Source organism: Bradyrhizobium sp. (assembly GCF_049581145.1).
In the GTDB taxonomy this organism is placed as follows: domain Bacteria; phylum Pseudomonadota; class Alphaproteobacteria; order Rhizobiales; family Xanthobacteraceae; genus Bradyrhizobium.
The window spans coordinates 1-20,583 of sequence record NZ_JBAURI010000758.1; the positions used below are offsets into that span (position 1 = coordinate 1).

The 20,583-nt window shown below is 64.8% G+C and carries 27 protein-coding genes; 12 read left to right on the forward strand and 15 right to left on the reverse strand.

All coding sequences use genetic code 11. From position 1 onward, the window contains the following. A partial coding sequence (locus WCB02_RS24770; RefSeq protein ID WP_423962308.1) for a hypothetical protein occupies positions 1 to 910 on the reverse strand: 910 nt, incomplete at its 3' end. 339 nt (positions 911 to 1,249) lie between these two features. On the opposite strand from WCB02_RS24770, the gene WCB02_RS24775 reads away from it, so the two are divergent. Further along, entirely contained in the window at positions 1,250 to 2,509 is a 1,260-nt protein-coding gene (locus WCB02_RS24775) for a L,D-transpeptidase family protein (RefSeq protein ID WP_423962310.1), read from the forward strand. Positions 2,510 to 2,773: 264 nt separating this feature from the next. On the opposite strand, the gene WCB02_RS24780 is transcribed toward WCB02_RS24775, so the two are convergent. Further along, positions 2,774 to 3,733, reverse strand: a complete 960-nt coding sequence (locus WCB02_RS24780) for a D-2-hydroxyacid dehydrogenase family protein (RefSeq protein WP_423962311.1) — start codon at positions 3,731 to 3,733, stop codon at positions 2,774 to 2,776. A gap of 110 nt (positions 3,734 to 3,843) precedes the next feature. After that, positions 3,844 to 4,038, reverse strand: a complete 195-nt coding sequence (locus WCB02_RS24785; protein WP_423962312.1) for a hypothetical protein — start codon at positions 4,036 to 4,038, stop codon at positions 3,844 to 3,846. Positions 4,039 to 4,278: 240 nt separating this feature from the next. On the opposite strand from WCB02_RS24785, the gene ettA reads away from it, so the two are divergent. The 4 genes from ettA to WCB02_RS24805 all read left to right on the forward strand — a co-directional run bounded on the left by ettA (position 4,279) and on the right by WCB02_RS24805 (position 8,277). Further along, on the forward strand, positions 4,279 to 5,931 hold the full coding sequence (gene ettA, locus WCB02_RS24790; RefSeq protein WP_423962313.1) for an energy-dependent translational throttle protein EttA: 1,653 nt from the start codon (positions 4,279 to 4,281) through the stop codon (positions 5,929 to 5,931). Between the two features lie 13 nt (positions 5,932 to 5,944). Next, positions 5,945 to 6,715, forward strand: coding sequence for a trans-aconitate 2-methyltransferase (gene tam, locus WCB02_RS24795; protein ID WP_423962315.1), 771 nt, complete (start codon positions 5,945 to 5,947; stop codon positions 6,713 to 6,715). Between the two features lie 105 nt (positions 6,716 to 6,820). Further along, positions 6,821 to 7,036: a hypothetical protein gene (locus WCB02_RS24800; RefSeq protein WP_423962317.1), complete on the forward strand. Its 216-nt coding sequence runs from the start codon at positions 6,821 to 6,823 to the stop codon at positions 7,034 to 7,036. Between the two features lie 44 nt (positions 7,037 to 7,080). Further along, the gene (locus WCB02_RS24805) at positions 7,081 to 8,277 is read left to right on the forward strand and encodes a lytic murein transglycosylase (protein ID WP_423962319.1); all 1,197 of its coding nucleotides are present in this window, start codon (positions 7,081 to 7,083) and stop codon (positions 8,275 to 8,277) included. Between the two features lie 99 nt (positions 8,278 to 8,376). Here WCB02_RS24805 and WCB02_RS24810 read toward each other — a convergent pair whose 3' ends face one another. Both WCB02_RS24810 and WCB02_RS24815 read right to left on the reverse strand, forming a co-directional pair. Further along, the gene (locus WCB02_RS24810; RefSeq protein WP_423962320.1) at positions 8,377 to 8,664 is read right to left on the reverse strand and encodes a hypothetical protein; all 288 of its coding nucleotides are present in this window, start codon (positions 8,662 to 8,664) and stop codon (positions 8,377 to 8,379) included. A 236-nt stretch (positions 8,665 to 8,900) separates the two neighbouring features. Further along, a complete protein-coding gene (locus tag WCB02_RS24815) occupies positions 8,901 to 9,254 on the reverse strand; it encodes a hypothetical protein (RefSeq protein ID WP_423962322.1) in 354 nt (117 codons plus the stop codon). A 612-nt stretch (positions 9,255 to 9,866) separates the two neighbouring features. On the opposite strand from WCB02_RS24815, the gene WCB02_RS24820 reads away from it, so the two are divergent. Continuing rightward, positions 9,867 to 10,136: a (2Fe-2S)-binding protein gene (locus WCB02_RS24820; RefSeq protein ID WP_423962324.1), complete on the forward strand. Its 270-nt coding sequence runs from the start codon at positions 9,867 to 9,869 to the stop codon at positions 10,134 to 10,136. A gap of 149 nt (positions 10,137 to 10,285) precedes the next feature. Further along, positions 10,286 to 10,771, forward strand: coding sequence for a bacterioferritin (bfr, locus tag WCB02_RS24825; RefSeq protein WP_423962325.1), 486 nt, complete (start codon positions 10,286 to 10,288; stop codon positions 10,769 to 10,771). A gap of 239 nt (positions 10,772 to 11,010) precedes the next feature. On the opposite strand, the gene WCB02_RS24830 is transcribed toward bfr, so the two are convergent. The 5 genes from WCB02_RS24830 to WCB02_RS24850 all read right to left on the reverse strand — a co-directional run bounded on the left by WCB02_RS24830 (position 11,011) and on the right by WCB02_RS24850 (position 14,279). Next, a complete protein-coding gene (locus WCB02_RS24830) occupies positions 11,011 to 11,616 on the reverse strand; it encodes a pyridoxamine 5'-phosphate oxidase family protein (protein WP_423962327.1) in 606 nt (201 codons plus the stop codon). Between the two features lie 65 nt (positions 11,617 to 11,681). Continuing rightward, positions 11,682 to 12,098, reverse strand: coding sequence for a DoxX family protein (locus tag WCB02_RS24835; RefSeq protein ID WP_423962329.1), 417 nt, complete (start codon positions 12,096 to 12,098; stop codon positions 11,682 to 11,684). Positions 12,099 to 12,190: 92 nt separating this feature from the next. Continuing rightward, entirely contained in the window at positions 12,191 to 12,544 is a 354-nt protein-coding gene (locus WCB02_RS24840) for a hypothetical protein (RefSeq protein WP_423962331.1), read from the reverse strand. A 160-nt stretch (positions 12,545 to 12,704) separates the two neighbouring features. Beyond that, positions 12,705 to 13,766, reverse strand: a complete 1,062-nt coding sequence (locus WCB02_RS24845) for an alpha/beta fold hydrolase (RefSeq protein WP_423962333.1) — start codon at positions 13,764 to 13,766, stop codon at positions 12,705 to 12,707. 102 nt (positions 13,767 to 13,868) lie between these two features. Further along, positions 13,869 to 14,279 (reverse strand): nuclear transport factor 2 family protein, encoded by a 411-nt coding sequence (locus WCB02_RS24850; RefSeq protein ID WP_423962335.1) that lies wholly within the window; start codon positions 14,277 to 14,279, stop codon positions 13,869 to 13,871. A 129-nt stretch (positions 14,280 to 14,408) separates the two neighbouring features. Here WCB02_RS24850 and WCB02_RS24855 point away from each other — a divergent pair, with 129 nt between their 5' ends. Next, complete coding sequence (locus WCB02_RS24855) at positions 14,409 to 15,104, forward strand: ArsR/SmtB family transcription factor (RefSeq protein ID WP_423962336.1); 696 nt, start codon at positions 14,409 to 14,411, stop codon at positions 15,102 to 15,104. A gap of 15 nt (positions 15,105 to 15,119) precedes the next feature. Here WCB02_RS24855 and WCB02_RS24860 read toward each other — a convergent pair whose 3' ends face one another. Next, positions 15,120 to 15,365, reverse strand: coding sequence for a DUF2188 domain-containing protein (locus WCB02_RS24860; protein ID WP_423962338.1), 246 nt, complete (start codon positions 15,363 to 15,365; stop codon positions 15,120 to 15,122). Positions 15,366 to 15,518: 153 nt separating this feature from the next. Between WCB02_RS24860 and WCB02_RS24865 the strand changes: the two genes are divergently transcribed. Further along, positions 15,519 to 15,785 carry a DUF2277 domain-containing protein gene (locus WCB02_RS24865; protein WP_423962341.1) on the forward strand — a complete coding sequence of 89 codons (267 nt, stop codon included), beginning with the start codon at positions 15,519 to 15,521 and terminating at the stop codon, positions 15,783 to 15,785. 43 nt (positions 15,786 to 15,828) lie between these two features. Here the strand turns inward: WCB02_RS24865 and WCB02_RS24870 are convergent, their stop codons facing one another. Beyond that, positions 15,829 to 16,329: a collagen-like protein gene (locus WCB02_RS24870; RefSeq protein WP_423962342.1), complete on the reverse strand. Its 501-nt coding sequence runs from the start codon at positions 16,327 to 16,329 to the stop codon at positions 15,829 to 15,831. A gap of 163 nt (positions 16,330 to 16,492) precedes the next feature. Here WCB02_RS24870 and WCB02_RS24875 point away from each other — a divergent pair, with 163 nt between their 5' ends. After that, on the forward strand, positions 16,493 to 16,741 hold the full coding sequence (locus WCB02_RS24875; RefSeq protein ID WP_423962344.1) for a hypothetical protein: 249 nt from the start codon (positions 16,493 to 16,495) through the stop codon (positions 16,739 to 16,741). Between the two features lie 10 nt (positions 16,742 to 16,751). Here the strand turns inward: WCB02_RS24875 and WCB02_RS24880 are convergent, their stop codons facing one another. The 3 genes from WCB02_RS24880 to WCB02_RS24890 all read right to left on the reverse strand — a co-directional run bounded on the left by WCB02_RS24880 (position 16,752) and on the right by WCB02_RS24890 (position 19,273). After that, the gene (locus WCB02_RS24880; protein ID WP_423962345.1) at positions 16,752 to 17,924 is read right to left on the reverse strand and encodes a cytochrome P450; all 1,173 of its coding nucleotides are present in this window, start codon (positions 17,922 to 17,924) and stop codon (positions 16,752 to 16,754) included. 86 nt (positions 17,925 to 18,010) lie between these two features. Continuing rightward, complete coding sequence (locus WCB02_RS24885; RefSeq protein ID WP_423962348.1) at positions 18,011 to 18,778, reverse strand: SDR family NAD(P)-dependent oxidoreductase; 768 nt, start codon at positions 18,776 to 18,778, stop codon at positions 18,011 to 18,013. A gap of 237 nt (positions 18,779 to 19,015) precedes the next feature. Continuing rightward, positions 19,016 to 19,273 carry a hypothetical protein gene (locus tag WCB02_RS24890; RefSeq protein WP_423962350.1) on the reverse strand — a complete coding sequence of 86 codons (258 nt, stop codon included), beginning with the start codon at positions 19,271 to 19,273 and terminating at the stop codon, positions 19,016 to 19,018. 298 nt (positions 19,274 to 19,571) lie between these two features. Here WCB02_RS24890 and WCB02_RS24895 point away from each other — a divergent pair, with 298 nt between their 5' ends. Continuing rightward, complete coding sequence (locus WCB02_RS24895) at positions 19,572 to 20,117, forward strand: phosphohydrolase (RefSeq protein WP_423962351.1); 546 nt, start codon at positions 19,572 to 19,574, stop codon at positions 20,115 to 20,117. A gap of 175 nt (positions 20,118 to 20,292) precedes the next feature. Next, positions 20,293 to 20,583: hypothetical protein (locus WCB02_RS24900; protein WP_423962353.1), on the forward strand; the 291-nt coding region annotated here is incomplete at its 3' end.

Here is a 20,583-nt window from a genome sequence, read left to right on the forward strand (position 1 = left end):
GCTGCTGACGGCGCGCTCTGGCGCGCTCGGCCCGCAGGCGCTTGTTGATCAGACTGCGCTCCTTCGTGGCCTGCGCCGTCACCGCATCGGTCGTCTCGATGGTCACCGGCGGACCACCCAGCGTGGCGATCTTGGCGGCAATCGGATCGGACTCCGGCTCTGTCGGTGCGTTCGGTTGCTCGGTTGGCGCAGGCGCAGCTTGCGGCGCGGCGGTCGTGCCGTCGCCCATTGGTTTCTGGGCAGTGGCCGCGACCTGAGGTTCGGCCGCTGCGGCAGGTTTATCCGTGGACCCGACAGGCGGGGCTGCTGTCGACGCGCCCTGCGAAGGTGGCTGTTCCGGCGTGTCTTGCGGGCTGCCGGCTTCCGCGTTGCCCGTTTCGGGCTTGGTTGTCTCAGGCTTGGTTGTCTCAGGCTTGGTTGTCTCAGGCTTGGCTGCCTCAGGCTTGGCTGCCTCGGGCTTGGTTGCCTCGGGCTTGGCTGTCTCAGCTTTGGCTGTTTCCGCATTGTCCGGGCCAGACGGCGATGCCTGCGGGCTCGAGGATGCCGGCAGGCTCAACGCCGCGGTGGTCTTGGGGTCGGATGGTGCAGCCGCGGAGTCCGGCTGGGCTGGCGCGATGTTCGTTGCGGCTTCCGGCGCCGGCAAAACGGCGACCGCCGGCGTGGCAGGAACCGCGATCGCCTGCGCATCCTTCTGATCGGAGGTGCCGGGTTCGAGCCGCAGCATGGCGAGAACCGGAGGGGCTGCGGCCTCCTGTTCCGCGAATCTGGTCTCCGGCGCGGCGCGCCACGACGGGTTGCTGGCGAATTCCTCGTGCGCGGCCCGTAACAGCGAGGCTGCGCCGAGGCCAAAGACCAGAATCGACATGCACAGCACGATCGCAGCGAACAGAAAGCGGAACCCAGGGAGCATTGCGAAGCAAATTCCGCCTTGGCAGCGTTGCTGCAAAGGCTATTGAACCGTCAGGAACGCGGTGATCACTGAATGACCCATCTTCGCGGCCGCGAATCAGGCTCCGTAACACTACCGCAAGCTATGTTTAACATTTGTTAAAAAGCCGCAGTGCAAGTCTCGAACGGGTCCGGGGCCGACGTTTTTTGGCCGATGCGGCTTCCTTGCAACGAGTTGAAGGAACATCACAAAATGCGGATTCCGGCATCGCGTGGCCGGATTTGTCTTGAATGCGCCGCGATCTTCCGTCATTTCCAAGTAGCTGGTCCGGTGTCGGCTCGGGGACTATACAACAACATGATGATCAAACCCATTCTGACGATTTGTGCTGCCATGGCGGCTGGTGCGGCAGGTATGTCGCTCGCGCACGCCCAACAGGCCTATCCGCAGCCGCCAGGAGCCATCTATTCGTCGGATCCGCCGCCTTACCCGCGGTCGGCCTATCCGGCCGAGGAGCGCAACGGTGCGGCCGTTGGCGCACCGGACTTCGATCGGGTTGATGACGATGAGGGGGCGCCGAGCTCGGTGGCGTTGTCGCCGCCCGGTCCGATCGTCTCGCCAGATGATCCGCGCTACGGCCAGGCCGCCGGCGCGCCGGTCTATTCCGATCGCGGCGCGCCGACCGGTCCGATCCTGTCGCCCGACGATCCGCGCTACGGCCGGCCGATGGGTGCACCGCCGGTGTATTCTGCCGCGCCGACGGGACCCGTTCTTTCGCCCGATGATCCCCGCTATGGCCGTCCGGCTGGTCCCCCGCCGGTGATTTATGCCGATCGTCCGGGCGTCGCGCCTGGCTCTGCCGATGACGATGGCGGTTTGCGGCCGCCCGGGCCGGTCGGCCCTGGTGGCGCGACCGGATCGGTGCAGTCGCCCGCAATGGGCCAGGATGGCCGGCCGGCGGCTGTCGCAGCGTTACCGCCCGAAGAACAGCCGGAAACGGGACCGGCGCAGCTGGCGCCGAACCTGCGCCGCCAGGAAGTCGCATTCGTCACCAAGGAACCCGCCGGAACCATCGTCGTCGATACGCCCAACACCTACCTCTATTACGTGCTGGGGGGTGGGCGGGCGATCCGCTACGGCGTTCGCGTCGGTCGCGACGGGTTCACCTGGACCGGCGTCCAGAAGATCACCAAGAAGTCGGAATGGCCGGACTGGTTCCCGCCGAGCGAGATGATCGAGCGGCAGCCCTATTTGCCGCGCTTCATGGCTGGCGGCCCCGGCAACCCGCTGGGTGCCCGCGCGATGTATCTGGGTTCGACCGTGTATCGCATCCATGGCACCAATCAGCCCTCGACGATCGGCAAGTTCGTCTCTTCGGGCTGCATCGGCATGCTCAACGACGACGTCTCCGACCTGTTCGACCGCGTCAAGGTCGGCACCCGCGTGGTGGTGTTGCCGGGTGGTCCGCCTCCGGGCATGACGACCGCTTCGGCCGCGCCCATGCCTGGCGCTGCCGGCGGCCCGGTTGCGCAACCCTACGCTCGGATGCCGAGTGGCCCGCTGCCCGGCACTGAGCCAACCGTGGTGCCGCCGCTGCCGGCCCCCGTCACGGTGCGCTGAGAGCTGTCTTGCAATGTGTCTCGGGCGCGGCGCTGTTGGCCGCTCCCGTGCAGCTGTTGTGGCCCGGCCTCCGGCCGTCTGAAGGGTGGCGTTGCTTCCACTGACCTGCGCCCGCCGTCGACGTCTTTGCTGCATCGGAGACTTCAAGACGGGGCTGCCCTGGCCTTCGCCGCGCCGAAGGGGCTTCAGTCCCGCAGGCGGGACAGCGGGCGTGATGAGAGAGTGGCCTTCAGTCCACGCGATCGGGCCGACAGCGATTCGTCTTCAGGCGATTCGTCTTGGCAGCTCGCCCTTGAACCACGCTTCGATCGTTCCGACCATCTGGCCGTAATGCGCGCGCAGCCCGTCGAGTGTGGCGTAGCCGAGATGCGGCGTCAGCACCATGTTGTCGAGCCTGCGGAAGGGATGATCGACCGGCAAAGGTTCGACCGAGAACACGTCGATGCCGGCGCCTGCGATCTTCTTCTGCCGCAGCGTTTCCAGAAGCGCCTGCTCGTCGACGATCGGCCCGCGCGAGGTATTGATGAGATAGGCGCTCGGTTTCATCCGCGCCAAATCGGACGCGCCGACCAGGCCGCGTGAGCGCTCGCTCAACACCACATGGATGCTGATGACGTCGGCCTGAGCGAACAACTCCTCCTTGCGCGCATAACCGACGCCGGCCGCCTTGCACTTGTCGGCCGTCAGGTTCGGGCTCCAGGCGATCACGTTCATGCCGAACGCCTTGCCGAGGCTCGCGATCTTGCTGCCGAGCTTGCCGAGGCCGATCACGCCGAGCGTCTTGCCCTCGATTTCGATGCCCGCAAAGCTCTGCCAGGGTTCGCCGGCGTGCATGCGGGCGTTCTCGCGGCCGATGCCGCGGGTCAGCTCCAGGATCAGGCCCATCGCGAGCGGCGCGGTCGGGTCCTGGCCGTATTGCGTGCCACACACAACGACGTTGCGCTCCTTGGCGGCGTCGATGTCGATGGCGGCGTTGCGCATGCCTGAGGTGATCAGGAGTTTGAGCTTGGGCAGCGCGGCAAACAGGCTGCTCGGAAACGCGGTGCGCTCGCGCATCGCGCAGATGATCTCGAAGTCGTTGAGCGCACTGGCGGCGGCTGCCTCGGATGCGAACGGCTGGTTGAACGCGGTCACGTCGACGTTATCGGCGATCGCAGACCAGTCCGCGATCGAAAGCGCGACATCAAAATAGTCATCGAGAATTGCACAGCGCAGCCGCGTCATGGGCAGGGTCCGTTCATGGCATCGTCACGACGAATGTCGTCGGAGAAGATGCCATGGTTGCGCGCAATCGAGCGGCGCGCAAGCACCCGAGGCCGTAAAAATACCGGTAGCTAGAGTGTGCGTGGCCGGAACGTCGCCTCGGCGCCGTACTTGGCGCGCCAGGCGGGTCCGGGGCCGCGCATATAGTGCAGTTCCGGCCGGTAGGGGTTGAAGGCGGTGGCGAAGAAGTGGCGCCAGAACGCCTTGAGGCCGCTCGCGCGATCGGCGGACGTGGAGGAGAGCGTGGTTGACGTGATCGTTGCCATGACGCGGTCTCACTGTTTTGGCCGCGGCTTTTGCCGCGTGTGGCGCTTTTTTCAGCGCTGAAGCGAGTCTTGGCGTGATTTATTAAAACAAAGTTGCAATTGTCGTGATCTGCCGCACACATGGTATCGATCCGGTATTCATCCGTGGTGAACGGATGGAAAACATTGCCCTTTCAGGGCGACATCGCTACATCAGCCGCAGCAAATTTCCGTCAAATCCAACCGATTCCAGGGACCGCGATGGCGCGCCAATTCATCTATTTCATGAAGGGTCTGTCCAAGACCTATCCGCCCAACCGCAAGGTGCTCGATAACGTTCATCTGTCGTTCTATCCCGACGCCAAGATCGGCGTGCTCGGCGTCAACGGTTCCGGTAAATCGACGCTGCTCAAGATCATGGCCGGCCTCGACAAGGACTATAACGGCGAGGCCTGGGTCGCCGAGGGCGCCCGCGTCGGCTATCTCGAACAGGAGCCGCAGCTCGATACCAAACTGAGCGTGCGTGACAACGTCATGCTGGGCGTCGCCAAGCAGAAGGCGATCCTCGATCGCTACAACGAGCTCGCGGTGAATTATTCCGACGAGACTGTCGACGAGATGACCAGCCTGCAGGACCAGATCGAGGCAGCCGGCCTGTGGGATCTCGACAGCAAGGTCGACCAGGCGATGGACGCGCTGCGCTGTCCGTCCGACGATTCCGACGTCGAAAAGCTGTCCGGCGGCGAGCGCCGGCGCGTCGCGCTGTGCCGGCTCCTGCTCGACCAGCCCGATCTGTTGCTATTGGACGAACCGACCAACCATCTCGATGCCGAATCGGTGTCCTGGCTGGAAGGCCATCTGCGCAACTATCCCGGCGCGATCCTGATCGTGACCCACGACCGCTATTTCCTCGACAATGTCACGAGCTGGATTCTCGAGCTCGACCGCGGCAAGGGCATCCCCTATGAGGGCAACTACTCGTCCTGGCTGGTGCAGAAGCAGAAGCGGCTCGAGCAGGAGGGCCGCGAGGAGGCGGCGCATCAGCGCACGCTGGCGCGCGAGCAGGAATGGATCGCGGCCTCGCCGAAGGCGCGCCAGGCCAAATCCAAGGCGCGCTATCAGCGCTACGAGGACCTCCTGAAGAAGGCGAACGACAAGCAGAGCCAGACCGCGCAGATCATCATTCCCGTCGCCGAGCGGCTCGGCAACAACGTCGTCGACTTCGAAGGCCTCAGCAAGAGCTTCGGCGATCGCCTCTTGATCGACAATCTCACCTTCAAGCTGCCGCCGGGCGGCATCGTCGGTGTGATCGGCCCCAACGGCGCCGGCAAGACCACGCTGTTCCGGATGATCACCGGCCAGGAAAAGCCGGACAAGGGCAGCATCACGGTCGGCGAAAGCGTGCATCTCGGCTATGTCGATCAGTCGCGCGACAGCCTCGAGGGCAACAAGACGGTGTGGGAGGAGATTTCCGGAGGCAACGAACTGATCCTGCTCGGCAAGCGCGAGGTCAACTCGCGCGGCTATTGCTCGTCGTTCAATTTCAAGGGCGCCGACCAGCAGAAGAAGGTCGGTGCGCTCTCCGGCGGCGAACGCAACCGGGTGCACCTGGCCAAGATGCTGAAATCCGGCGCCAACGTGCTGCTGCTCGACGAGCCGACCAACGATCTCGACGTCGACACCCTGCGCGCGCTGGAAGAGGCGCTGGAGGATTTCGCCGGCTGCGCCGTGATCATCAGCCATGACCGCTGGTTCCTGGATCGCATCGCGACGCATATGCTGGCGTTCGAGGGCGACAGTCACGTCGAATGGTTCGAAGGCAATTTCCAGGACTATGAAACGGACAAGATGCGCCGGCTCGGCCAGGACTCGATCATCCCGCATCGGCTGAAGTACAAGAAGCTGACGCGATAGTCGGGCGGCGGCGATGGTGGACTGGAGCGCGGAGCAGTATCTCAAATTCGAGGACGAGCGCACACGGCCATCGCGCGACCTGTTGGCGCAGATCCCGCTGATCGAGGCGCACAAGATCGTCGACATCGGATGCGGACCGGGAAATTCGACCGAGCTCCTGGTTGCCCGCTGGCCGAGCGCCGCGGTCGTCGGCATCGACACCTCCGCCGACATGTTGCGGCAGGCCCGCCAACGTTTGCCGCAGCAGACGTTTGTCGAAGCCAATGTGGCGCATTGGGTGCCCCCGGAAGGCACCGACGTATTGTTTGCTAACGCGATCTTTCAATGGGTGCCCGGTCACCTCAAGCAGCTGCAACGGCTGGTCGGCACGCTTTCGCCCGGCGGCATGCTCGCGGTGCAGATCCCCGACAGTCTGAACGAGCCCGCCCATGTGCTGATGCGCGAGGTCGCGGCGCTCGAGCCGTGGCGCAACCAGCTCTCCGCGAAGGCGCAACTGCGCGAGGCGCTGCCGACGGCCGGCGCCTATTGCGATGCATTGGTGCCGCTCTGCGCGCACCTGCAGATCTGGCATACGATCTATTATCACGTGCTCGCAGATGCCGCGGCGATCGTGGAATGGGTCAAGGGAACCGGCCTGCGGCCGTTCCTCGATCTCCTGGAGGCGCCCGAGCGCAAGCAATATCTCGCTGAGTATAGTGCGCGCATCGCCGCCGCCTATCCGCCGCAGGCGAACGGCAAGGTGCTGTTCCGGTTCCCGCGGATTTTCATCGTGGCGGTGAGATAGGGGCTCGGGGCGCAGCAAGCCACGCCGCTGACGGTCCGTGTGCCAATCGGCGCCACCTTGGGCGTCGCAGTTCCCAATGTGCCGGCGTCATGATAAGCTCATGTCATGGTCGAGCCAGACAACATCGTTCTCGAGCGTCATATTCGCGGCGCGGTCGATGTGCCGCGTCACGATAGGCGTGAGGTCAAGCAGCGCATCTGTTCGCATGAGCGCGAGGTGGCACATGTGCATGTCAAGCTCGCCGAATTGCCGGAGCGTGTGGATCGTGTGTCGGAGCGGCCGGAGCGGGTCGAAAGGCGACTCGATCTGACCGAGGCGTGAGCCATTTGTCGTCGTCAAGTATACATCGGGCCTTTTGGGGCCTCTTGTTTTTGGCGCTGCTGCCTATCCGAGCCCATGCAGCCGACGCAGCTTTCACGCAATTCGTCACTTCGCTGTGGCCCGACGCGGAAGCCGCCGGCGTATCGCATGCTACATTCGATACTGAAACCCGCGGCCTCGAGCCAGATTACAAGCTACCCGACCTGATCCTGCCCGGCCGCCCCGCGACCGGCGCCCCGGCGCAGGCCGAGTTCGTGCAGGTGCCGGCCGACTACATCAAGGAAGCCAGCATTGCGCGGCTCGCGGCGGATGGGAAAAAACTGATGGAGCAATATCGTCCCGCGCTCTCCGCGATCGAAAGCCGCTTCGGCGTGCCCGCTTCCGTCGTGCTCGCGATCTGGGGCCGTGAGACCGATTTCGGCCGCTACACGCTGCCTTACGACGCGTTGCGCGTGCTGGCGACGCAGGCCTATGTCGGCCGGCGCAAGGACAAGTACCGCAACGAATTCATCCTGGCGCTGAAGATCCTGGGCCAGGGCGTGGTGACGCGCAAGGACATGCGGTCGTCCTGGGCCGGCGCTACCGGGCTCACGCAGTTCCTGCCGTCGGAATATTACCAGCATGGCGTCGATCTCGACGGCGATGGCCGCATCGACATCTGGCATTCGGTGCCGGATGCGCTCGGCTCCGCGGCGCAACAGCTCGTCAACAAGGGCTGGCAGAGCGGCGTGCGCTGGGCCTACGAGGTGCATGCGCCGGCTAACGCCGACTGCACCATGGGCGTGCCGGAGGTGACCAAGCCGATCGGCGAATGGCTGCGCGATGGTTTTGTGCCGGTGCGCGGCGAGAGGCTCAGCGCGGCCGAGCAGGCGGAGCCGGCGTCGCTGCTGCAGCCCGAGGGCATCTATGGTCCGGCGTTCCTGGCCACCAAGAACTACTTCGTGATCAAGGAATATAATTTTTCCGATCTCTATGTGCTCTACGTCGGCCATCTCAGCGACCGCATGACAAGCCCGCTGCCGTTCGAGACGCCGTGGTCGGCCTCGACGCAATTGCGCACCGCCGATGTCGAGGCGATGCAGCAGGGGCTGACGCGGATCGGGCTCTACAAGGACAAGATCGACGGCAAGGCCGGCATGCAGACCCGCGCGGCACTCGGGGCCTATCAGAAATCCGCGGGGCTGAAGGTGGATTGCTGGCCGAGCGAAGCAGTGCTGCATTCGATCAGCGCCGCGCGCTGATTTTCAAAACCGAACAGTCGAAAAGCCAAGATTAAGAAACGAAGCCCGGCCGATTGTCTCGGCCGGGCCCCGGAACGCGTTGATGCGCCGATCAAGAGCTCAGTAGCAAACCCGTACCGGGCGGAATGCCCACTCGTAACCATCCCAGAAGCGCTCACGACGGTAGTAGCAGCCACCGGGGCCCGGAGGTGGTGCGTCGTAATAGGCAGGCCCGTAATAGGGGCGCGGGGCCGAGGCGATGGCGCCGCCGATGATCGCGCCGCCGATCAGGCCGCCCGCCACGCCCGCGGCAACGGCACCACCGCCGGCGTGCGCAGCCGGCGCAACCGACACCAACGAGCCGGCGATCGTCGCGATCGCGAGCAGGGCAGCAATTGTCTTCTTCATCTCTTTGGGTCTCCTGGGTTGGCGCTTGGGGGCAAGCGCCCGGTTGAGAGGGAACTCTTTACGCGGTGTTGCGGACTGGCCGTATCGTTAGAAAAACGCTGAAACAGTCAATCCAAAGTAAACGCAGCGACACAGCAGCCCGAGAAAAACGGTGCTTTTCGGGCTATGAGCTGAGCTGCTCCCTGAAAATGGCCGGTATCCGGGGCCCTATCGCAAATTTAATGAAGGTGAACGGATCAGCCGCAGACCCGCACGCTGCGCACGCGCCAGCCGTAACCGTCCCAGAAGCGCTGACGCTGCCAGGTGCACGGGCCATAGGGAGGGCCGCTATAGGCAGGACCATAGTAGCCGGCCGGGCCGGGGTAATAGCCCGGACCATAATAGCCGGGGCCATAGTAGCCCGGGCGATAATAGCCGGGGCCGTAATAATACGGGCTCGATGCGATCGCGCCGCCGACGATGGCGCCACCGATCAATCCCGCGGCGACGCCGGCTGCGACGCCGCGCTGGGCGTGGGCAGGAGCGGGCGATGCCAGCGAAGCGGCAGCGAGCGTGGCGGCAGCGACGAATGCCATCAATGGTGAATTCATGGCGTACCCTTTCTCACGAGGCCGGGACGATTCGAACTCGGGAACTCATCCCAATGCGCGAGAAAGTTTCACATTCCGCTTGAACGATCAATGAATGGACCGGCCGCGGCCTTCCGCGGCTACCCGGCTCCGGGTTGCCTCATATTGCACTGCACAAAATGACGGCTGGGCAGGAATGGATGGCACCGGTGGCGCATTCCGGTCGTCATCCCGATAATCGCTGCGGTCCGTTCCGCGCGGCCGACGCGCGGTGGCGCCGCGCTGTCGCGCGCCGGCTCGATGGTCCCGGTTTCTTCGGTCGGATCGGCACGATCATGCGGCAACAGATGGCTCGAGCAATCCGACTGATGGTGGGCCGGACATGGGCAGAGTCGGGACCGGCGACGGCGGGCCGGCGACGGGGTCGCCGGAGGCAGTTGACGCGGCTGGCACCAGTAAGGTCACGGAGGAGCGCGTTTGATTTACCACAAGTTGCGACCCTTGAGCCTATTCTAGATTGTCTTCCGAATGCAGCCCAGTTTGGAATCGCTTCAAAAGCCGGTTTTTCCTTTTGCATCCTGGCGCGCTGTTAAATATCGATGATTGCACTCCAACAAAGGTCTGCGCGTCTCCATGATCGTCTGTTCCTGCAACGTCATCAGCGACCACGATGTCCGCAGCGCGGTCAGCGCCGCGGACGATTTGCCGCGCAATGCCAGGCAGGTCTATGGTTGCCTGGGTTGCAGCGTCGAATGCGGCCGCTGCGCCAGCACAGTCAAGACCATCATCGAGGAGGCTCTTGGCAGCTGCGCCAAGGCCTGCCAGCCGGGATGCCCGCACAGCCGGGCAGGCGCGCAGCAGCACGACGGAGAGTTCGCGGAGTTCGCGCTCGCCGCCTCCTGAATCCAGGATATGCAAGCCCATTAGTCAGGCCCGATATTTCGCCGCCTTCTGTTCGGCACGCGGGTTGCTGGCGCTCGCAATTAGACTTAGACATGTTCTAAATCCGCTGACGGGGCCTGCTCGTCATGCCTCAACCGCTGGAGTGAATCATGCAGGGCGATCCGAAGGTCATCGAGTTTCTCAACAAGGGCCTGCGTCACGAGCTTACCGCGATCAATCAGTATTGGCTGCACTTCCGGCTGCTGCACAATTGGGGCCTGTTGGAGATGGCCAAGGTCTGGCGCAAGGAGTCGATCGAGGAGATGACTCACGCCGACCGCATCACCGACCGCATCATCTTTCTCGATGGCTTTCCCAACATGCAGGTGCTCGACCCCTTGCGGATCGGCCAGAACGTCAAGGAAGTCATCGATTGCGATCTCGCCGCCGAGATCAGCGCCCGCAACCTCTATCAGGAGGCGGCGACCCACTGTCACAGTGTCAAGGATTACGTCACCCGCGACCTGTTCGAAAGCCTGATGAAGGACGAGGAGCACCACATCGACTTCCTCGAAACCCAGCTCGATCTGATCGGCCGGATCGGGCTCGAGCTCTACACGCAGAAGCATGTCGGCGGGCTCGAAAGCGAGAGCTGAGAGCAACGCAAAAAACCGTCGGAACGACCGGGCCTGTCCCGCCTGCGGGGCCGAAGCCGCTTCGGCGCGGCGAAAGCCCGGGCATCCAAGTCTTGGCCAAAAGCTCAAGCGGAGGTGGATGGCCGGGACCATAAGCCAGTGGAAGCGATGCCGTCCTTCGGACGCGCAGGCCCGGCCGTGACGCGGGCAGGCTCCTCATCCGGTGAGGCTTTAGCTGGTCTGAAGTTTCGTTGGTGAAATCAAAGCTGCGTCTTGTAGCGCGCTTCCACCACGGCCTGGTCTTCCGGCTCGCCAAGCGTGGTCTGGTCATGGATCACCTGGCTGATGCTCGGGAAGTCCGCCCGCGTCACCTTCGTCTCGGGCGACCACAGCTGCGAGCGCATCAGTGCCTTGCCGCAATGGAAATAGGCCTCCCTGACCTCGATTCGGAGCACGGCGAGCGGCGGCTTGCCGAACTCGACCATCGACGCCAGCAGGTCCGGATCGGTCGTCAGGCGGCCCCTGCCGCCGACGCGCAAGGTCTCGTCGATCCCGGGCACAAAGAAGATGAGCTGCAGCAAGCCCGAGCCTTCGACGATGTTGCGAAAACTGTCGATCCGGTTGTTGCCGGAACGGTCCGGCATCAACAAGCCGTTCGGTCCCTCGACATGGACGAAGCCGGGATTGCCGCCGCGCGGCGATGCGTCGACGCTGCCGTCGGAGCCCGAGGTGGCGAGCACGCAGAACGGCGACATCGCGATGAAGTTTCTCGCGTGCACGTCGATCTCGGGCCGCGCCTTGGCGATGACGCGCGGCGTCGGCTTGCGGTAGATCGCGGCGAGGTCACAGGCTTCGAGATCGCTCACGGTCGACTCCCAGGAAAGATCGTGCCCCCGAAACGATATCATCGCCCAGTAGCGCCGGCCACCGCTTATCGGGCGCGCCGCCACGGCCAGTCGATGACCTCTGCGCAATAGAGCGCCCACCACACCAGAACCGGCTGAAAGGCCAGGCGGGGGCCGTGATAGAGCCAGCTGTTGGTGATATGGGGCAATTCAATGCCGTCGATAGCGTGCTTGAAATTCGCGGGCCACACGCAGATCGCGTAGGCCGCCAGCGCCACCCCCGCCCACCAGCGCAGCGGCCTCGTGACCAGCGCCATGGAACCGGCCAGTTCGCACAATCCGGTGACAAGGATGACCTGGGGGGCGAACGGAACCCATGACGGCGTGATCGCCAGGAAGTCGTCCGGCGCCATCAGATGCGCTATGCCCGCCGCAACATAGAGCGCCGCGAGTATCCAGCGCATTACCGCGCGGGTTTTGTCATTGGCTGCATGGACGGTCATGTGCTGACTTAGAGCACGGCGCGCCCGGCGCCGCCATGGCGCCGCGCGTTGTACCATCGGACGCGGCGCGCCATCGACGGCAGCCGCCGATATTACACCGCGTCGGCGGGTACGAAGCAGCTGATGATGATGCTGCCGCCGTGATGCACGTACCACACTACGGCTTGCCCGACCGGGTTGCCGCGGTCGCGGACGATGGCGCGGTCGGGGACCGCCATCCATTGACCCTCAATCGGCACCCAATAGGCGCCGTCGCGAAAATCATAGTCGGTGCGATGGCCGTCGGCGATATCGCAGCAGGGCACGCCGTTCGGTGCCACCACGCCCTTGAACCAGGCGCGGATGTCGGGGGGGACGTTGTCGTACTGGCCGTTGTCGAAGGCGAGCGCCGCGCTGGTCAGCGCCGGCAGCCACGCCAGCAGGACGATCTGCGTCAGCCTTCGCATGCGATCCTCCACCGCATCGCTTGTTGCGTCGGTCGCAAATGGCATCCGCCACGCGAACGATTCGACGTGTGATGCGATTAAGCCCGAGCTGCCCCGCCGTTGCACGCTCAAATATTGAGCTTTTCGCGGCGCGGCGCGGTTTGATGCGGTGCGAAACTTCTCACATCGCGTGTTGCGGCGCGGTCTGCAGCAAGTCCTTCAATTGCTCGGCGTAGAACTTTGCGTTGCCCGTCGTGAGATGCCCGCGCGTCTCGGTGCTGGCCGGGATCAGATAGAGGCGCGCGTTCCTGATGCGCTTGATCGCCGCTGCCGTCACGCCCGTCTCCGGCGGGTTGCGCTCGTCGTCGGCGGCGTTGATCACGAGCACGGTCGACCGGATCTTCTCGAGCTCGGCGGACGGATTGTAGTCGTGCGAGGCCTCCCACTGATAGATGAAGTCGTTGGCGTCGCTCGGCGCCGGCAACGCCAGCTGCTGGTCGACCATCTTGTCGGCCTTCGCGGCGGTCGGCGCCAGCGCCTGATAGCCGAGCGTGCCGCCGGCGCTGGCGAAACGATAGGCCGATATGGCGTATTTCATCATCCGCGGCTGCGCCGTGTAGTTGCCGCCGTTGTAGTCGGGATCGTTGCGGATCGTCTCCAGCATCATGCGCCGCAGGATCCAGTTGCGCGCCGCCATCTCGGTCGGCTGCGAGGCCATCGGTACCAGCGCGTCCATGTAATCCGGATAGCGCACGCCCCACAGCCAGGTGTGCATGCCGCCCATGGAGTTGCCGATCACGAGCCGGAGGTGCTTGATGCCGAGGCCTTCCTTCACCAGCCGGTACTGCGCATCGACCATGTCCGCATAGTCGTATTTCGGAAATGATGTCTTCATGCCGTCGGACGGTTTGGCCGATCTGCCGTGGCCGATGCCGTCGGGAATGATGATGTAGTATTTCGAGGCATCGAGCGGCTGGCCGGTACCGAACAGCTCGCCGGCGAATGTCGGCGTCAGCATGCTCGCCGCCGAGCCGCCGGAGCCGTGCAGCACCAGCACCGGCTGGCCGCTCGGGTCGCCTACGGTCGCATAGTGCAGCTTCAACGCCGGCATGGTCTCGCCGGTGTGGAACTTGAAATCCCTCGCGATCCAGTCGCCGTCTTTGGGCGCGGGATAGTCCGCCGCCATTGCACTCACCGACGTCATGACCAGGGCGGCCGCCAGCGCCGCGCATGAACGATTCATTTAAGTTTCTCCCTGGGCTAACCTGCGCCGCTCGGGCGAAGCCTAGCATACGGAGCGGGTCCGGCCGAGAGGCGCGCGACGGCAACGCGGAATTTGTTCGGGCTAACCTTTGAGGATCTGCGTCTGCAGCGCGTACCAGCCCCAGTAGACGCGGTGGCGCTTGATCCGCCCGTCCGCGATTTCCATGATCTCGACCAGGTCCATCTGGTCACCGTGCGGCGAGAGGCGGGGATATTCCCAGGTGAGCACACGGCCGTCGGTGAACAAGCCCTGCTTGAAGCGCTTGCGCTGCGGCGGGTTGGTTTGAAACACCTTGGCGATGAAGCTCCGCAGATCGTCCTTGCCCTGCACGATCCCTTCGCTCGTGTTCAGAAGGTGTTGAACGAGCGGGCTTTCGATCGAGGCGTCATCCGCATAAAGCGACAGCGCAGCGTCCAGGTCCCTGCTGCCCAACGCGTCGTCCCAAAGCCTGTAGATGCGTTCGATGTCGTCCCGGCTGGTTTCGCTGCTCATGGCTGGCTCCTCTGGTGGTATGGCGCGGGAGCATCGCAGCGACGGGCGGCACGATGTTTCATCGAATCCTGAAATGAGTTCCGGCAATATCGGCTATGGTGATGGCCGTTCGCACGCAGCGGAGTTCGAATGACGTTTCCCCGGCCATCCACCCAAGCCGGCTTCGCCCGTGTCGCGGAGGCGCTCGGCGATCCGGCGCGCGAAGCGATCGTCAGCGCGCTTGCCGATGGCAAGGCGATGCCGGCCGGCGAACTGGCGGCGCTCGCCGGTCTGTCGCCGCAAGGCGCCAGCGCGCATTTGCAGAAGCTGGTGGACGCGGGCGTGCTCTCGGCCTGGCCGCAGGGTAGGTTCAGATATTACCGGATCGTCGATCACGACGTCGCCGCGCTGATCGAGGGCCTCGTCCATCTTGCCGGCAAGCTGGACAACGGGCGTGGCAGATGGGCATTGCCTTGCGAGGAACTGCGCCAGCTCCGCACCTGCTACTGCCATCTGGCGGGTCGGCTCGGCGTGTGGCTCGGCGATGCGCTGGTTCGCCGCGGGCTCGTTGTGCTCGATGGCCGGACCGGGCAGGTGACCGACCGCGGCCTTTTGTGGTGCCGATCCGAGGGCATCGATTTCAAGCCATCACGTTCGCCGCACTGCCGGCTGTGCAATGACTGGACCGAGCGTGTCCCCCATCTCTCCGGCCCGTTTCCCACCGCTATTCTGAAACGGCTTTCCGAAACGCGCTGTGTCGCGCCGCTTCGCATCGCGCGGGCGCTGCGCCTCACGGCCAGAGGCCGCGCATTCTTCGAACGGCTTGGCGCGAGGTTGCCTTGCTGAGGGAGATGGCGCCGGTCAGGCGCTGTCCTCGACATCGGTGTCGGGACGGTCGGCGCCGGAGGCAGTCTCGGTGTGCCATTTGCCGTCCGCGGTCTCGTATTCGATCAGCTCGGTTCGCCCCGGCGTGCGCTGTTCCTCGGCCGCGCGTCTGGCGGCTGCGAGCGCTGCGGCGTGGCTGGCAAAGCTTTCCGAGAACACGCCGTCGACGGTGTAGGCCCAGCCGCCGTCGTGCTGGACGATTTTGTAGGTGACGTGAGACATCGGACCTCGCTTGGTTGAATGCGCCTGGCGTTGACGGAACTGCGCCAGTCTATGACAAAAAGGCTGTGCGATGTAGGATTTTGCCCGGACCGGGCGTCCTTGGAACGGACCGCCGTCGGTCGACTTCGTCGAGGACCAGGCTGGGAGAAAGTGATGTGCCGCAACATCAAGACGCTGTTCAATTTCGAGCCGCCGGCGACGGATGAGGAAATCCATGCTTCCGCGCTGCAATTCGTGCGCAAACTGTCCGGCTTCAACAAACCGTCGCAGGCCAACGCGGCGGCGTTCGACCGCGCGGTCGCCGAAGTGTCCGATGCGGCGAGGCGTCTTCTGACCTCGCTGCACACGCAGGCGCCCGCGCGCGACCGCGACATCGAGGCGGACAAGGCGCGGGAACGCTCGAAGCTGCGATTCGGGTAGGCGTAGCCGGGATGCGGATCTGCTGTCTTTCTTCGCGGCCCGGCTAGTCTTCTTGCTTGTCGCGGTGCTTGTGCTTCTTTTTCCTGTCCTTCTTGTCTTTCTTCCGGCGCTCGCCGTCGTCGTCCGATTCGTCGCTGAACATGAAGGGATCGCCATCCATTTCGGTGAGGACGGCGCGCTCGAACACCTGCATCGCCTCGCGTTCGGCGGTGTCGCGCTCGCGGGCTTTCCGATGCTCCTCCCAGGCTTCGAAGATCTGGAACAGCCAGGGCTTGACCAGCTCGATCGACGGCAGTTCGCCGGGCGGACCAGGTTCGCCACGTGAACCGGGCGGTCCCTGTGGTCCCGGCTTTCCCTGCGGTCCCGGCTCGCCGCGCTTGCCTTGTGCTCCGGGCTTGCCTTGCGCTCCGGGCCGGCCTTGCGGCCCAGGCTTGCCGGCGGGCCCCGGCTTGCCGCGTGCGCTGCCGAGGCTCTTTCGTCTGGAATAGTCCTGCGGCCCGGTTGGATTCCGTCGGGCTTGCCGGGTTACCGAATCATCCGCCACGCTCACAACTCCCGAAAAACGACTCAAATGGCAATCTTGCAACCGTCGCCGACCTTGGCTGGCACTGCAAGCGATCCGCGGGGTTGATCAACATCAATCGTCATGGCAGCCGTTCGTGCCACGGAATGTCGGCTCGCGATGGTAAGCCCGGATGATGCGATCGATGAAGGCGGGTTGGACGATCTTCTGGTTTGCGGCCTTGAGCTTCGTGGTCAGCGTCGGCGCCGCGCAGCTGCTGGTTCCCGACGTCGTTCCGATCGGTTATTCCGAGGAGGCGCAGGCGTCATGGGCGGTGCTGACCGCCTTCCTGCTGCGCGCGATCGAGTTGACCGCGGCATGGGTCGCCATCATCGCGCTCGCCGTGATACTTGGCGCATGGGCGCGCCGCCGGCTGCGTGGCGGTGCGCTCTGACTCCCATCCTTTAACTCCCATCCCATGCGACCTTGAGAGTGAGCAGCCCGCGAAACGCCCAGCCGCCGATCCGGACCGGCTCCGCGCGGTCGAGCCGCAGCCCCTGCAGCCGCGCGAACAGGCTTGGCAGCGCCACGTCGGCGACCATCGCGCGCGAGGCAAAGGCGCCGGCGCAATAATGCGGGCCGGCACCGAAGGCGATGCTCTTGCCGGTATCGCGCGTGATGTCGAAGCGGTCCGGCTCGGCAAAGCAGGCTTCGTCGCGATTGGCCGAGCCGAACATGAAGAACCCGCGGTCCTCTGGCTCGAAATCGACGCCGCCGTAGCTCCAGGGCTTGGCGACGCGGCGCGGCGACATCCCGATCGGCGCGATCCAGCGAGCATATTCCTCGAAGGCGTCGATCCATTGCGCCCGGCCGTCGCGTACCAGCGACAACTGCTCGGGATGCGTCAGCAGCGCCCAGGTCGCGCCCGAGATGGCGTCGCGCGGCTCGTTCTGGCCGCCGGAAATCGCAAGCTTGACATTGGCGCGCACGCTGTCGATGGGTTGTCCGGCCGCGAGCAGCACGCTGAGGATCGAGCTGTCCGGATGCTTCGTCAGCACCGGGATCATGTCGTCGATCGCGGCATCGATGCCGGCGGTCGCGGCATGGCAGCGCGCCTCGACCTGCTTGTTGCCGTTGTAATTGGCGATACCGTCGATCATCGCCTGCGACCACGCGTCCATGTCCGCAAAGCGCATGTTGGTGAGTCCGGTGATGTCCTTCAGGCATTCCGCCGACAGCGGCAGCGCGAAGGCTTTCACGAGATCGGCCGTGCCGCGCGGCGCGAGCTCCTCGAGGATCCGATCGGCATGGGCCTGAAATCTTGTCAGCCAGCTCGCGCGCACCGTGCGCGGCGACACCGCGGGGAACATCGCGGCGCGTTCGTTCATGTGCGCCTCGCCGTCCTTGCGCATCATGTTGTGGCCCATCAGCGTGTTCATCAATCCGTTCGGCTGATGGGACGAGAACACGTCGATGCGTTTTTCCTGGGTGAAGATGTCGTCGCGGCGGGTGAAGACGGTCGAGCCGAGCTGCGGCACGAAGGCGATCGGCGCCTCGCGCCGCATCCGCGCCAGATCAGGGTAGGGATCGGCCCAGAACGCGGCGACGTCGATGTCGTATTGCGGGGCGTTGGACATGGCGCGTTTCCATCTTGTCGTTTTCGCGCAGCGTGGCGAAGCAAGAGGGTAGTGTCAAACGCGCCCGGTCGGAACAATCGCCCAGCTCAGACCGTGCGGTAGCCGCCATCCGCCATCACGATTGATCCGGTCACGTAGGACGACAGGTCGGAGGCGAGGAAGATCGCAGGTCCGACGATGTCGTCCGGCTGGCCGGCGCGGCCGAGCGGGGTATGGTCGATGAAGGTCTTCACCAGCGCCGGATCGCTGGCCCGCACCTTGGCGTTCAGCGGCGTCTCGATGAAGCCGGGGCCGATCGCATTGACGCGAATGCCGTGCCTGCCGAGCTCGGCGGCGAGCGCCCGGGTCAGGCCAAGCACGCCGTGCTTGGAGGCGGTGTAGGCCGGCGAGGTCGGCGTGCGCAGGTGCATGAAGGACTGGATCGAACCGATATTGACCACGCGCCCTTTGGTCGCGCGCAGCGGCTCCAGGAAGGCATGGGTCACGTTGAACGGCCCGTTGAGATTGATCGCCATGATGTCGTGCCAGTCTGCCGCGACCGCGTCGGCATCGCCGGCAAAAGCGTTGCGGCGGGTGATGCCGGCATTGTTGACGAGAATCGAGACCGGGCCGACCTTGTCGGCGACCTGTTGGGCGACCGCGACGCAGTCCTCGCGCCGGGTGACGTCGAGCGCGAAACTGTCGGTCTTGCCGCCGGTCTCGCGGATCTCCTTGGCAGCCTCGGCTGCCGCGTTCTCGTTGATGTCGAGCAGCACGACGCGCGCGCCCTCGCGCGCATAACCCGCCGCGATCGCGCGGCCTATGCCGGAGCCCGCGCCGGTGACGACCGCGATGTGATTGTCGAGAAGGGCCATGGGAGTTTCCTCTGCTTGTGGTTTTAGCAGAGGATACATCATGTAGCCCGGATGCGCGAAGCGACATCCGGGATTGGGCTCGGGTCTGCTTCGGTATCGGCGAATTTTGCGCCGGGGTGGGGACACATGATCACCAAGCGCGACAAAGCCAGCCGGTGATCATGTCTGGGGAGCTGATTTTTTCGTCTCCCGGATATCGCTACGCCCATCCGGGCTGCGGGCCGATGATCGCGCCGCTTACCAGTTGCAATGGCCCTTCTGCCGCATCGTCTCCTTCATGGCCATCGCGTCGGTGAAGGTCGGCACCGGCTTGCTGACGACCTTGTAGTCCGACGGCCAGCGCATCGGCTTCATCGTGAAATTCTCGCTCCAGACCTGGCAGACGCCGGTGTTGTCCCAGCGGATCAGGTAGTAGCCGGCCTGCGCGGGGCTTGCGACGGCAAGGGCTGCGACGGCGAAGCCGGCGGCGGCAAAGAGGGCGGTGGCGCGACGCATGAAGATCTCCTGTTGAAAATGTCGGGGGTGGCCTCCGGGGCGCGAGACGCGCTGAGGCGGGTTCCTGCGCGCTAGCGCGGACGAGCCATTGCTGCGGCAAAAGCGCGCCGGTTTCAAGCCGAAAGGCCGCCGATCCTGGCCCGCCTGTCGCGGAGTTGATCGTCGCGCGCACATTCGCGCGCCGGGTGGTGCATTCGGGCGACACCCGTCGCGATCCGATTACCGTCCCGCCAGCGAGGCCACGCGGCGCTCGCGGGACATCTTTCATTTCCCGCGCTCGCGCCGTATACCCGCGCGCATGACCCGCGCTGTATTGATGGCCACCTACACCGCACCCGGCCGCTACTACCATGACCTTGCCCATATCGAGGACTGTCTCGCTGTGCTCGCCGGCGTCGGCGATCTCTCGACGGCCGAGCACGAGATCCTGACCGAGGCGATCTGGTGGCATGATGTGGTCTACGATCCGACCCGGTCGGACAATGAGGAACTGAGCGCAGAGCTCGCCGAGGCGAAGCTGCGTCCCGATTTGCGCCAGGAGGTCGGCCGCCTGATCCGGCTGACCAAGACGCATCGGGTCGAACCCTCGGACCGCCTCGGCGCCATCCTGGTATCGATCGATCTCAGCACGCTCGGCGCGGAGCCCGCGCGCTACGACGCCTATGCCGCAGCGATCCGGCGGGAGTTCGCTCATGTCGCGGATGACGACTATCGCGCCGGCCGCGCCAAGGTGCTGCGAGAGTTCCTAAGCCGCCCGGTGATCTTTCCCGATGCCGGCCTTGCCGCTCGCTATGACCGGCAGGCTCGCGACAATGTCGCGCGCGAGCTGGCGTCGTTGCGTTGAGCGGGCGGTCGTTTGCGGTCCTGTTGTACCGGTGATCGCCGCCAAATATGGCGGACCTGTCGACGGCGCGCCTGACGCCGATCCGTTGGCCGATCCGCACCTTACTTGCTACACTCGAGAGCGCGCGGCCTGGTTCGGGCTGCCTGCCGACAACATCCCCGGGGAGACCATAGCCATGAAGATGTCATCCGCACTCCGAGCTGTGCTGCTCGCGCTCATCGTATTCGCTGGCGCCGCGCTGCCCTCGGCAGCCTCCGCCGATGAGGGTTTCGTGTCGCTGGTGATCTACAAGGCCGGCTGGATCATCGGCGGCTCCGGCGGCAGCGGCACGCTGAATTTCCACGGTCGGATCTACCCGCTGTCGACCGGCGGGCTCGACTACGGCCTCGTGTTCGGCGGCTCGAGGACAGTGCTGCACGGCCGCGTCAGCCACATCTACCAGCCCTCCGACGTCGCCGGCGTCTAC